Below are 13,757 nucleotides of genomic sequence, written 5' to 3'. Positions count from 1 at the left end.
AAAAGGGTAATAGTAGGGACAAGCGGGACTAGCGACTGATTATTCAATCAAACCAATCGCCCAATTTAAGGCTTAACGGCTACTAATACACGAATACTATCAGGAACAAGTGATAAATTAGCCAGTGCTTGCACGCCTTGTGCTTTAAGAGACTCTAAACGCTGAATCTCCTCATCACGAACATTAGGGTTAACTTGCTGTAGCTTTTTTAAACGACTAATTTCGCGTTCCCAAATTTGGCTAAAGCGGGCCAACGCTTGCGCACTGATATCGTCAAGCTTGCTTTGTGCAATTGTCTCAGCGTCCTGAAAGCGTGACTCAATCACGCCACTACGCACTTTGACTACTTGACGAGCCCGATTTTTATCCAAGCGCTCAATATGAGGCAGTATCATATCAGCGGTAATGCGTTCTGATAAATCTCCCCCTTGCTCACCTAAAAATACCCGTAATACTTGAGTGGGTAGGTTCGCAGTTAGGTTCAATACCTTTGGAGCAATGGTTGTGATTCTAAAGTTAACTTCAAGCAATAGCATGCCTTCAGGTACGGTATTACTCTTAAGCATTGCCACTGTGGTGTTACCAAAGGTGCCTGAGTTTGCCATGTCATATATCGCTAACATAAGCGGATGCTCATGGGTAATAAAGTCCATGTCTTCACGCACTAAGGCTTGGCTGCGTTTAAAGGTTAGAGTCATGCCATCTTCAGAAATCGGTAAGTTTTCAATGTCTGGATGTTGACTATTTTCAGCCTCAGGGGGATGCACAATCCATGATCCATCGCGCTGCACGCTGTGATCTAAGTTAGCAGACGCTAAAAAACGATCTAGAAAGGCGGGCAGTATATTATTAGCATCAAAATCGCTCATTGCATCGGCAATACGCGCTGCCACACGAGGTCGGCAAGAGTTATATTCTAGCAAACGGTCACGCCCTGCTTGTAACTCCGCTTCTAACTGTTGGCGTAAGTGACAGGCCTCTTCGATAAGCTCGTCTAGGGCTTGACGATTTTCTGGGCTATTTTCGCCCTCAAGCAGGGGCTTTAAGTCGACAATAAACCGCTCTTGCACCGTCTGAGCGGTGGGCGAGATATGATTAAAAATGTTTAATGCACCGTCATACCATTTATACATTCGCTCTTGTGCGGTACCTTCTACATAAGGAACATGCAGGGTGATTTCCTTATTCTGACCAATACGGTCAAGACGACCTATGCGCTGCTCTAAGGTATCTGGATTAGCGGGAAGATCCCATAGTACAAGATGACTGGCAAATTGGAAATTACGCCCCTCAGAGCCAATCTCAGAACATAATAGAATTTGCGCACCTTCTTCATCAGCAAAGAACGCTGCGGCTTGGTCACGCTCAAGCAAGCTCATTTGCTCCGTGAATATGGCTGTTTTAATACCCGCATGTAAGCGAAGTACCGCCTCTAAGCTCTCGGCCGTAGCCCCACTACGGGCAATCAGTAACACTTTTTGTTGCTTCAGATCTTCTTTTAATAGGTTAATCAACCAAGGCACACGCGGATCATCTTCAAGCCAGCCGCCATCAGGTTGGTTCTCTTCGCCCCAAAGCTGTTCACGCAATTTACCACAGGTTTGATAATTACCCACCCATGCGTCAGGGCACGGCAGTGGATGAGGGACGCTGGTACGCCCATGAAACCCTTGCACGCTATCGCGTGTATTACGGAATAGCACCCGACCCGTACCATGACGATCTAATAACTGGTTTAACGCATAGGTACGCAATCGGTCATCGTCATTAATGGTAACAAGTTCATTGTCATCTTCTATCCCAAGCAGATGGGTTAGCGCATTAATCTGACCCTCTGACAACGGTTTTTCATCCATTAATACTTCTGCCACAGCAGCGGTATCAACAAAGGCTTCTTGACCAGCAATGAAATCATCTAAGTTATCAAAGCGGTCAGCATCGAGCAGGCGCAAACGAGCAAAGTGACTTTCTACGCCCAGCTGCTCAGGGGTTGCTGTTAGTAGTAAAATTCCCGGTGTTTCATGAGCAAAATCCGCAACCAATTCATATTTATCATTACCACCTTGCTCACTATCCCAATGCAGATGATGCGCCTCATCGACAACCAATAAATCAAACCCAGCTTCCATGGCTTGCTCGTACAAATCATGATGATCAAGCAATAAGTCTAGGCTTGCAATAATGCACTGCTCTGTCGCAAAAACATTTTGTTCAGGATTGTGCTCTTTAATCGCAGCAGTACGCACGAGATCAAACAGGGCAAAGTTTAGGTTAAAGCGACGGCGCATCTCTATCATCCACTGATATTGCAAGCTATCTGGCACCAATATCAGAACCCGCTGAGCTTTACCCGTAAGCAGCTGCTGATGAATAATTAGACCTGCCTCAATGGTTTTTCCCAGACCCACTTCATCAGCGAGCAATACACGCGGTGCGATACGCTTTCCCACTTCATGAGCAATATATAACTGATGCGGAATAATATCGACGCGAGCGCCCATAAGTCCTTTAAGAGGATGCCCTGCTAACGCTGACTGCATTCGCAATATGTCTTGACGTAGCTCGTACCAATCGCCACGCTCTACTCGCCCCGCCAGCAGCCGTTCAAGCGGTTTTGCCAAGGTAATATTTGCAGCCAGACGTGTTTCCATAATACCGCGCGGATGCCCCTCAACATGGTATTTAACAACACCCATGACCTCATCAACGCCCGTAACAATATGCGAGTTGCCATCTTGATCAGTAATTTCGTCGCCCACCTTAAAGGTTACTCGGGATAACGGTGCAGAGTTTTTAGCGTAGACCCGTGTCTCTTCGCTTTGAGCAAATAAAATATGCACACAGCGGTCATCAACATCAATAACAACACCTAGGCCAAGTTCGGCCTCAGTGTCAGAAAGATAACGTTGACCTACGGCGAATTCGGGGATTAAAGCTGCTATTGTCATAAATCAGTCAGTTCTTTTAATAAATTTCAGGATGTTTTTCAGTATACTCAACAACGATACTCTGCACGTTGCGATGAATGTGTTATTCACATGTAAGCTGATAGTCAGATCCTATTATAAAGGATAATCGTGACTTTCTACCTAGCTTAATGAGGACAAAGTTAGTAATTTCCATACTTTGATTTAGTAAATACGGTTAATTTGCCAGTATTGGTTATTTTTTAGATCCATATGTTGGCATAAGCATTTGTTTCAATTGATTATTAAATTGTAAACCCTTCTCAGCTAATATCAAGAAATACAAAATGAAAACCGGTATTTTAGTTTTTCAGGTTCTTAGGATTAAAGCTGCTATCTGAAGAATGCTATCAGCATAAAGTCATTGCTATCCATATTTCCATCAATATTGTCATCCATAATGGTATCAAATTAAACTTTATCCTAATCCCAGAACATGGTTGCGACTTAACGCACAATTCATACAAAAGTTATAAGCGCCTGATGCATTTACTCGCAAATCCATACGTTAAAATGAGTTATAAAATAAAATGAAGCCTTAGGAGCATGAGGTGCTTAGTCTTACTTTAGTATGGCATTATAACCCCTAGTACTAACCTTTCATTATAGCCCTTATTTGTCTCAAAATAAGCCAGTGTACGACTAATAATGAATTTACTGATGAATAGCCAGCACTAAAGGCTAATAAATAGACATGAATCATAAGTAAACATAAATCGCACTGATTAGAAGCCATAATAAAGGAGAACACTATGAAATCAGAATTATTAAAACCAGAATTATTAAAAGAAGAGTTATTAAAAAAAGACACTTTTAAAACTGTCCTATTGGATGAAAAGAGATTTTCAAACGACTTGGCGCTTACGCCACCAGAGAAAGTAGGCGAGTACATTACCTATTACGAGACGCCGCAAGATAATCAGGTTATTATCGAGCGCTGTCAGGATGCCGAGATTGTCATTGTTGGAACATTAAGAATAGAGCGTGACGTGATTGAAGCGTTGCCTAACCTAAAGCTGTTGCAAGTCACCTCTGTCGGTACCAACCAAATCGATATGGAAGCTTGCAAAGACAATGGCGTCGAGGTATACAATGCGCCAGGTTTCGCTACCCAAAGTGTGGCAGAGCATGGGTTTATGCTTATGCTAAACGCCATGCGTACAGGTATCCATTATCACAATGCAGTGCTCGATGGCACATGGCAAAAGTCGCGTCAAGTGTCTTATCTCGATGAAGAGCTGATTGATATCCATAACTTAACCATCGGCATCATCGGCGTCGGCTCAATTGGTAAACGTATGGGCGAGCTTGCCAATTCGTTTGGCATGACGGTGCTGTGGGCAGAGCATAAAGGCAAAGAGCCTCGCGATGACTCTTATACTGACTTTGACTCTGTGCTTGCCGCCTCTGATGTGATCAGCCTACACGCGCCACTGACAGAAGAAACCAAACACCTTATTAATGCTGAAGCCATTGCAAAAATGGATAAAAAGCCTCTAATCGTCAATGTTGCCCGTGGTCAAATAGTCGACAGCACCGCGTTAGCAGAGGCCATAAAAAACGATAAAATCTTAGGCTATGCCACTGATGTGTTTGAAAAAGAGCCTGCGAGATCAGATGACCCCATCGTACAACTGGCAAAAGACAATCACCCCCGCGTTATTCTCAGTCCTCACCACGGTGCCGGTAGCAAAGCGGCGCAAAGAAAGCTGTGGAACATCGTGTGTGCTCAAATAAACGAGTTTATTAAAGAGCAGTCTTAGAACGGGCATTGAACGTTAAGAGCTTATATTCAACGTTAAGACCCAAGAACAGTTGAACCATCTATGTTATAAGTTATAAATTATAAAAGGTTATATTATGAAAGCCGTATTTTTAGATAAAGGTACTTTTTTAGATTCAGTCGACTTATCAGCACCTGATGGCGTCACCGATTATGTCACTTTTGACGACACTGAGCAGGACGATGGCTTGATTATTGAGCGCTGTCAAGATGCCGACATTATCCTTGCTAACAAGGTTAAGATTGGCCGTGACGTTATTGCTGCCCTCCCCAATCTTAAGCTCATTCAACTGACCGCCACTGGCATGAATAATGTCGATAGTGACGCTTGTAACGAGCATAATGTCGAGCTGTATAATGTTGCAGGCTATGCGGTCAAAAGTGTGCCCGAACATACTTTTATGCTGATGCTAGGGGCACTGCGGGCGGTGGTTCATTATCACCAAAAGGTCGTCGATGGTACATGGGAGGCGTCAGGTAGCTTTAGCCTATTGGATATTCCGCTAATTGATTTAGAGAACAAAACGTTAGGCATTATCGGTGTCGGTACTATCGGCGAGCGGGTTACTAAGATTGCCAAGGCCTTTGGTATGAAAGTTCTTTGGGCGGAGCATCAAGGCAAATCGCCGCGTAATGATGACTATACTGATTTTGACACGGTACTCAAAACCTCCGATGTTATTAGTCTGCATTGCCCATTAACCGAGGAGACTAAACATCTGATCAACCATGATACCTTAGCGAAAATGGATAAGCACCCATTAGTCGTTAACGTCGCTCGTGGCGGTGTGGTCGACTCGCAAGCCATGTTTGATGCAGTACAAAACGAGCAGGTTATAGGCTATGCCACAGATGTATTCGAGCAAGAGCCTACTACTGAAGACGATCCGCTTCTTAAGCTTGCTAAGGAGAAACATCCTCGAGTGATATTTAGTCCGCATAATGCTTGGGGCAGCACTGCCGCTCAAGAGAAGCTGTGGGAGATATTGAGTGTGCAGGTGAGTGATTTTATTGAGAAGCAGTAAGTGCTCAATGTTTTTATGGTTCTTTAAGTGTTAAATCCTCTTTTTGAAGAGGATTTTTTTGTTTGAGGGGTTATATCGGATCTTCTACTCTTTTGTCAACCGAGTGTGAGGGAGGCTTTGCTGCCCTAAAATAAATAAGATGAGTCTAGAGCCAATCCCGCCGTCCGCTTGTATCTGCCAGTCTGAGCGAGGCGGTGACACAAGCTGAAGCATTCCTGCTCGGCGAGACTCCTTCAGACTTTAGCCACCACACCTCGCTCATACCGTCAGGATACCACTTCCGTCGCGGCTAAACCGCTTTTTCAGGCAGCGGGACATTTGCAGGGATTGGGTTTGCATGTTGGTTTAAAGAAACAGACTATAGTATAACTATATTCTATTTAACTTTTTTATAGCTTATATCTACTCCTGAAACTTGAATCCTATTAACATCTGTACACATCATAATATTTTGATCAAAAATTACATAGTTTGTACCAGTATTATGTAGAGAACTACGAAATCTTAACCCTTCAACATTCGTATATATTTTAATAAACTCACATATAAATTGCGTAGGTATATAATCGAGTTCTGAATCATACCTCCTAATAGGTTGAGATAAGTCATGGCTTATAAGCCTCTTAAGTAATCTCGATTTTATCCTATTGTTAACTTCATTGGGATGATATAAAGTTGGTATTTCAGTAAAATCAGATATTAATACCTTCTTATCTAAATCAGGTCTAATAGAGAATTGAGCTACACTAACATCATCTAGATAAGTGGCTCTAATTTCGTATAATACAGTGTCTTGATTATCTGATAAATACAAATAAGGAATACCCATCGGGTTTGCTCGACCAGCTGTGCTCTTTTCCTTTGGCGGGCAAAACATAGAATCACTATCGTAGGGTATATCATTAGTGTTTTGATGTAATCTAGCTCTGTATAATACGTCGTTTTTATTAATTAAAGACTGGCTTTCAAAAAAACTATCCCACCCTAGCTCATTTATCAGAAAGTCGATATCAGCTAAATACCTCCTCTCCCATTTCAACTGCTCTTTTAATTCGTGCCAATAATTAATGTTATTTAAAATTTCTTGACTATACATAACTAACACTTCAGCATTATGAAAAGTTAGTTTAAGCTTATTAATGACAACATTAATTATATCATCAGCAATTTTATTACTATAAAATAAATCCCAGTCACCTTGGATTAAACTAACTAAACTTGTACCATTGGAATTAGTTTCAAAGCAATTTAAAAATTCTTGGAAAAAATCAAGCAACTCGTCTATAGAAATAACTTTGTTTAAATTAATATTGCAAAAATCACATTTATCTACCTTGCCTTCGGCATTTATAAAACCTTTAAGTTCTTTGTCACTAAAGCAACCTTCGCATATATTCATGATAATTTGTCTAAATATTGTTTAATGACTAACAAATGATTTTTTATAGTGATTTTCTTAACTGTGCCCAAACCTGGATACTTCGACTCTCTTAGATATCCTCTAAGTTCTGCAATACCTGAATTATCCAAAGATAGCGTGTCACAAAACTTGATAGCTTTAAAAGTAGCTTCAGCAAACTTACCCTGAACATTTGAAATAGAATCATTAGTATCTGAGGTAAAGTGCCTTATCCAAATTTGGTTTTCAACTTTCTCATTAATATAAGTAATATTAATTACTACAGCTCTAGGAGTACTTCCGCCTTCAACATACTCTTTTGGTAAGACAGTAAAGTCGCTGAATCCTTGATATCCATCAGCTTTATAATACAGATGCTCCTCTGAGAATTTATGTTCTGGTATACTCAAAAAATCAGAATTTCTTTTCTGTTTTTCGAATAGATCATCTAATCTAATGTAAGTTTTATTCAGCTTTTTTATATGCCTATCTAATGTTCTATATCTATGTGGTTCCAATAACACAATATGATTGATGCGCTCATCTTCACAAATTGAAATCAACTCATCTTCTTGAGTAAAATTATCTACACAAATTAACATGCAGCCATTTAAGCTATATTTGTCGATACATTCTAAAATGTATTTAGCATTATCTGAATAATTGAATGCGTGTCTATATACTGAGTTTTCAAGTTTATCCATATAATCTAAAAAATGAAGTTTATCTCCAGATACCTCTCCTACCTGAGGATTTACAATTAAAAAAGGATTAATACTGGCCTCAACCATAACTTTATTAGCAAGATTCAGGCTATTAAAGCTCTCTTTAACAGGCTCAATAATAGGAACGATTCGCTTTAAAGCTCCTTCTAAAGCTAAGTCTCTTATAGCAATAAGTTCAAATTGTCGTCCTCTTAGGTATGGAAAATACATTTAATACACCTTGTTTATTTTGAGTTTGTTAATAAGACTCTTTCTGTCTTCTTCCTTGAGGTTTAATGAAAGACAAACCTGATTAAATTCGTTATTAACTTTATTAAAAAAAGAGTTATTAATCGACCTTTGTTTCATTGCATTAATAAATAAAAGATTAATATCTTCAAATGGAATTTCTGATATAAGTTTTTTACATATATCGAATTGATTAAAAGAATTTAGTTCGGGTATATCTGTTTCATCATAGTATATATGGACAATATTAAGATATTCTTTAGAGTGTAGAACATTCATCAATACGTCAATATCTATATGAGAGTTAGTCGAAGCTTCTCTTTCTATTTCAAATCTCTTTATTTTGGAATCATATGAAATTATCGCTACCTTACTATCATACTTCATATATTGTGAGATGTTCTCTTGTGGAACAATTACATAAACCTCATTAAAAATCTTTTTATATACATCAAGTTGTTTTGACAATCGATACTCTTTATCAAGTATAGTTTTGATTTCAAAAACCTTAGATATCCCATTAAAGATAGCTAAATCAGCGGTTACACTTCCTAGTCTCATCTCATTGATGATTAAAGAGTCTCTATTCCCTATTTGGTTAATTAAACGTTGATTCAAAAACTCATTCTTTATGACATACTCATTTTGATAATTTTTCAGAATAATTTTATAAGCATCTTTCAATACCTTTAAGTAAGAGCAACCACGCTTTTTTTCGAACATGTCATATCTGACGAGCTTAGTATTAATCGACTCAAAGTCGTTTTTAAATAGACGCTGTATCTCACTTCTAGTAAAGAGTGTTGAAATATCTCTAAGCTGATTAATATCTGTAGACATTTAAAACTTCCATACATCAAAAAATTAACAATAGTTATTAAATTTAAACTAATGTGTTCTATCATTGCAGAATATATACTATAAACTTTATATGTAATAAAATATACAACGTAAACATTCAATATTTTTATTAAATATTATTGGTAACACAATGACCCCTACTCAAACAAGGCTTCTTAGCCCCGATAGCAGCGGATATACTGCTGGGGTTAGCAAGTTGCGGGTGCTTGGTATTGGGTGGCTCGCGAAGCAAGAGACACTCAATGGCTTAGCGCACCGCCTTGCTAAGCCGAGCAGATAGTAGCGGATAGCGGGATTGGCTACTTATTCTTCACTGGGTTTATGTTGTGAAGGTTTAGATGGCTACAAACCTCCCCCTACCCCCAAAACAACACCAACACACACCCTATCGCCAACACAATACCTAGCATATTTAGCTTGCTAAGCGTCTCTTTAAACGCAACCACACCGACTAAGGTTGCCACCGCAATTACCCCGACATTCATACCGGTAAATACCACGCTTGGCGAGTCAGCTAACATTTGATGGGCTTTGATGTAGGCGTAAATATTGCCCATATTTAGCGCCCCTAATAGCAAACCTGAGGCTAATGCCTTGCCACTCCATTGGGTTTTATTAACCAGCAAATAGATAAATAGCAACCCGCCTGCCATGCCAAATGCCAAAAATAAGGTCAAGGGGAAAGCAGCGCCTTGTTTGGCTACCTGCTTGAACAGGATATCAATAACACCATATCCTAACCATACGCCCAGCAGCCACAGGCCAACAGGCAGTTTGTCTAGTTTAGGTATCGCTGGTTTTGATGGTAAGGCGCTGGAGGTCAGATTGCCTAGCTCATTTGGCTGTAGGCTTGACGCTGTGCTGACCTCAGATTGACGGGTAACTAAAGCGATTAACGCTAAGAAACCAAGCACAATGCCTAAGGTGCGCTGCGGGGTAAGCACCTCTTGAAACAGCACGAAGGCAGCGCCAATAGGGATAATCAACGACAGACGCTGCGCCGCATCGGTGGCAATAATGCCGACTGATTCAATCGCACGGCCTAAAATCACAAAGATTAACGGCAGTAACACCCCCAATAACAGTATAATGCCCCATGTGCTGCCAAGCTCAACTACGCCACTAATATCAGGGCGCAAAAGCAGCCAAGTGAGTAAGAAGGCAACTGGATACCCTGCGACGATGGTTTGACGGATATCGATGCCTTTTTGGCGCAAGACTTTAAGTAGCACCGACACCGAAACACTGCAAAGCACGGCGATAATAAGATAAGTCATAATAATGTCTCTAAAGCGATGAATGTAACAATATATTTCACACTTAACAACTCGTTTGTGGTTTGAGTTGTCTAGCGCAATCCTTTATACCTTTTATGCGTTGCCTAGATACTTATAGGCTCTAACAACCTAGCCATTAATAAGTTAATAAACTAAATAGGCCAATTGGTGAATCAGAAACTGAGTAAGGTAAGACATTGTTTTGCTCTGCATTCTGAATGGTAATTATATAATGAACAAGCTATTCCAATTTTTTGAAAACCGCCTCTCTGCTTTTCCAGATACTAAAATCCCTCTGCCAAAGGAAGGGTTGTTTAAATTCTTGTGGGCATGTACTCACGGTCTACGCGGGTGGCTTGTGCTGTTTATGATACTGACCGCAGGTATCGGTGTCTATGAAGCCTTGCTATATGCATGGATTGGCGACCTTGTCGACTGGATGGGTATTTATACACCCACCAGCCTTTGGCATGATAAAAGCGATACCTTAAAGCTCATGTTTGCGGTTCTCATTTTGAGCCCATTTTGGGTAGGTTTGTCGGCCCTAGTGCATTTTCAAGTTATCCAAGGCGTGTTCCCGATGCAAATGCGCTGGCGATTTCATAAGCGCATGCTTGGTCAGTCGATGCAATTCTATCAAAATGAATTTTCGGGACGTGTTTCTGCTAAGGTCATGCAAACGGCATTGGCGGTGCGTGATACGGTCATTACCGTTGTCGATATGATGACCTATGTCTTGGTATTTTTTGTGACCAGTGGCATCATTTTATTTAAACTAGATAGCTTGTTACTGATACCCTTTGTACTTTGGTTGCTCATGTTTAGTGCCACGCTGTGGTACTTCTTGCCGAAGCTTAGGCAAACTGCCAGTGTTCAAGCCAATGCCCGAGCGCTTATGACAGGGCGTATTACCGATGCTTATGCCAATATCATGACCGTCAAGCTGTTTAGCCACTCTCGGCGAGAGCTAGGCTATGCAAAGTCAGCAATGAGCCAGTTTTTGCAAACGGTACATGGTCAGATGCGCTGGGTAACGTCACTAGAGTTTGTCAATCATTTGGTCAGCGTGACACTCATCGGTAGCAGTGCTGGGATTGGCTTATATTTATGGCAAAGGGGCGATGTGGGTGTGGGCGCTCTGGCGGTCGCTACTGCAATGGCATTACGTTTGAATGCATTAACGCATTGGATTATGTGGCAAATGGCCAGTCTTTTCGAGAGCATTGGCACCGTGCAAGATGGTATCCGTACATTATCCGCACCACAAAATGTCAGGGATGCCCCGAACGCCAAAGAGATGGTAGTCAATAATGGTCATATTAAGTTTGAGCATGTCGATTTTGGTTATGAAGGTGCCGACTTGAGTATTGCCACTGAAGCGTCTTTGACCACTCCTAAAGGCAGGCTACCCAATAAAAACTTTATCAAACTGCTCGATGATTTTAACCTAGATATCAAACCTGGGGAAAAAATTGGTCTGGTGGGCCGCTCAGGGGCAGGCAAATCCACCTTGGTCAACTTGCTGCTAAGGTTTTATGATGTCGACTCTGGCAAAATAACCATTGATGGCCAAGCCATCGATGCGGTCACTCAAGAAAGCCTACGTCAACAAATTGGGATGGTTACCCAAGACACCTCTTTGCTGCATCGTACGGTGCGTGAGAACATTGCGTATGGTCGCCCCACCGCCACCGATGCCGAAATTATAGCGGCCTGTCAACAAGCGCAAGCGTGGGACTTTATTCAAGATTTAAATGACGCCAAGGGCAATAAAGGACTCGATACGCAAGTAGGCGAACGGGGCGTTAAACTGTCTGGCGGTCAACGTCAACGTATTGCCATTGCTCGTGTGATGCTCAAAAACGCCCCTATTTTACTACTAGATGAGGCAACCAGTGCCCTTGATAGTGAGGTTGAGCACGCCATTACTGAAAGTCTAAACACCATGATGGAAGGCAAAACAGTGATTGCCATTGCACATCGGCTTTCAACCATTGCTGCTCTGGATCGTTTAGTAGTTATGGATCAAGGACACATCATTGAGCAGGGCAGCCATGATGAGCTACTGGCTAAAAATGGAGTATATGCAGGATTGTGGCATCGTCAAAGTGGAGGATTTTTGGGCGATGATATAGAGGTTGATGCGCGGTAAAGCAACAAGACTGTAAAGAAAGATTATAAAGAATAGCCTCAATATCGGAGCATTTAATAAAGGGAGAAATAGGCGCGGCATGGGTAGGCTTTCTTTAACTGCTCAGCTCAGTGCTCGTCCCTCACACAAAAGCAAGCATCCTCTTTATAAATAAAGCAGTTTTGATAAGTTTTGCCCCCTTCCTTCTCCAGTTTGGCCAAGCTCAGATTCACTCTTACGAAGCTAAAAAAATCTCGCAGACCTTTTATTAACACCTCTCAGGGCTGGGAATAGGCCATCCTATGAAATAACTAAAATAGTCAGCATGGTTTAACAAAGTGTAAGCCGACCGAACACAAATCATTCAAAAGTTTGCCCTTATTAATCTTAGGGGCTAACATTACTGTCTCACTTGATAATTTAAGCGTCTTAGGAATAAGTATGAAAGGAACCAAGGTTAACACCATCCGGCCATTTGAGAAAGAACTCGATATACAAGGCAGAAAAGCGCGCTATTACGACTTTATTGAGCTGATAAATAGTGATGGCAATCCGTCATCAAAACCAACCCTGCACTTTTATGGCGGCAACGGATTTCCTGTAGGTGTGTATCAGCCATTAATTACCGAGCTGAGCCAATACTTCCACGTAATAAGCCTTGCTATGCGTGGCTATTGGGTTGACTTGCCAGAAGACAAAATATTGACCCGAGAGCAGGACGCTGATTTATTAATTGAGTTTCTGCAAAAGACTCAAGACAAACCCATTATTGCTATTGGCCACTCGCAAGGAGCAACTGCCACAGCGATGGCGGCTGCCAAACGTCCTGATTTATTCTCTGCACTGTATTTAATTGATCCGGTTACGTTTACCAGAAAGCAAAAGGTAATTTTCGACTTAATACCCCGCTCTATTTTAATGAATCAAGAGCCGTTTAAAAGTACGAAGGTTAAACAAGCTGATTGGGAGAGTGTGGAAGCCTATTTTCAACATTTACGCCAGCATCGGGCTTTTAAGCGCATCAGCGATGCAAACTTACACATCTTCGCCCAAAACAGTTTGACGGCCACAGATGATGGCAGATATACCCTACTGTTTACACCCGAACAGGAGCTTGCCAGCTATTTTGGTACGCCCTATATCGACCCAGCACTCAAACAGTTAAATATAGTCAATTTACCTTATGCCTTAATTCTGGCGAAACCCTCTATGTTTAATAGTGAAAAAGTGCGTAAAGGTTGGCGTAAATTTGTACCTAATGAGCGCATAACGGTGTTAGCAGATTACGGGCACCTATTACCGATGGAAGCACCTGAAACCTGCGCAAAGATTATTTTTGACCTGCAAACGACCCGCTAAACA

10 protein-coding genes are annotated in these 13,757 nt (G+C 41.3%); 5 read left to right on the top strand and 5 right to left on the bottom strand.

Annotated features, from left to right (window positions below; all coding sequences use genetic code 11):
* Positions 1 to 65: 65 nt before the first annotated feature.
* Positions 66 to 2,948: an RNA polymerase-associated protein RapA gene (gene rapA / locus AC2SLL_RS03335; RefSeq protein ID WP_486530263.1), complete on the bottom strand. Its 2,883-nt coding sequence runs from the start codon at positions 2,946 to 2,948 to the stop codon at positions 66 to 68.
* Positions 2,949 to 3,718: 770 nt separating this feature from the next.
* Between rapA and AC2SLL_RS03330 the strand changes: the two genes are divergently transcribed.
* Both AC2SLL_RS03330 and AC2SLL_RS03325 read left to right on the top strand, forming a co-directional pair.
* A complete protein-coding gene (locus tag AC2SLL_RS03330) occupies positions 3,719 to 4,729 on the top strand; it encodes an NAD(P)-dependent oxidoreductase (protein WP_486530262.1) in 1,011 nt (336 codons plus the stop codon).
* A 97-nt stretch (positions 4,730 to 4,826) separates the two neighbouring features.
* Positions 4,827 to 5,774: a D-2-hydroxyacid dehydrogenase gene (locus AC2SLL_RS03325; protein WP_486530261.1), complete on the top strand. Its 948-nt coding sequence runs from the start codon at positions 4,827 to 4,829 to the stop codon at positions 5,772 to 5,774.
* Between the two features lie 376 nt (positions 5,775 to 6,150).
* Here AC2SLL_RS03325 and AC2SLL_RS03320 read toward each other — a convergent pair whose 3' ends face one another.
* From AC2SLL_RS03320 to AC2SLL_RS03310, 3 genes are read right to left on the bottom strand one after another with little or no spacing between them, the layout of a single operon-like run.
* Positions 6,151 to 7,173: an RES family NAD+ phosphorylase gene (locus tag AC2SLL_RS03320; protein ID WP_486530260.1), complete on the bottom strand. Its 1,023-nt coding sequence runs from the start codon at positions 7,171 to 7,173 to the stop codon at positions 6,151 to 6,153.
* Positions 7,170 to 8,108, bottom strand: coding sequence for a sce7725 family protein (locus tag AC2SLL_RS03315; RefSeq protein WP_486530259.1), 939 nt, complete (start codon positions 8,106 to 8,108; stop codon positions 7,170 to 7,172). Before AC2SLL_RS03315 ends, AC2SLL_RS03320 begins: the two co-directional genes overlap by 4 nt.
* Positions 8,109 to 8,966 carry a sce7726 family protein gene (locus AC2SLL_RS03310; protein ID WP_486530258.1) on the bottom strand — a complete coding sequence of 286 codons (858 nt, stop codon included), beginning with the start codon at positions 8,964 to 8,966 and terminating at the stop codon, positions 8,109 to 8,111. It lies immediately after the preceding gene.
* A 151-nt stretch (positions 8,967 to 9,117) separates the two neighbouring features.
* Between AC2SLL_RS03310 and AC2SLL_RS03305 the strand changes: the two genes are divergently transcribed.
* On the top strand, positions 9,118 to 9,267 hold the full coding sequence (locus AC2SLL_RS03305) for a hypothetical protein (protein ID WP_486530257.1): 150 nt from the start codon (positions 9,118 to 9,120) through the stop codon (positions 9,265 to 9,267).
* Between the two features lie 76 nt (positions 9,268 to 9,343).
* Here the strand turns inward: AC2SLL_RS03305 and AC2SLL_RS03300 are convergent, their stop codons facing one another.
* Entirely contained in the window at positions 9,344 to 10,264 is a 921-nt protein-coding gene (locus tag AC2SLL_RS03300; protein ID WP_486530256.1) for an EamA/RhaT family transporter, read from the bottom strand.
* A 232-nt stretch (positions 10,265 to 10,496) separates the two neighbouring features.
* On the opposite strand from AC2SLL_RS03300, the gene AC2SLL_RS03295 reads away from it, so the two are divergent.
* Positions 10,497 to 12,416, top strand: coding sequence for an ABC transporter ATP-binding protein (locus AC2SLL_RS03295; RefSeq protein ID WP_486530255.1), 1,920 nt, complete (start codon positions 10,497 to 10,499; stop codon positions 12,414 to 12,416).
* Positions 12,417 to 12,836: 420 nt separating this feature from the next.
* A complete protein-coding gene (locus AC2SLL_RS03290; RefSeq protein WP_486530254.1) occupies positions 12,837 to 13,754 on the top strand; it encodes an alpha/beta fold hydrolase in 918 nt (305 codons plus the stop codon).
* Positions 13,755 to 13,757 lie beyond the last annotated feature (3 nt).

The sequence above is a fragment of the Psychrobacter sp. CX97 genome (genome assembly GCF_057396285.1).
This window is presented reverse-complemented; position numbering and strand designations above follow the sequence as displayed.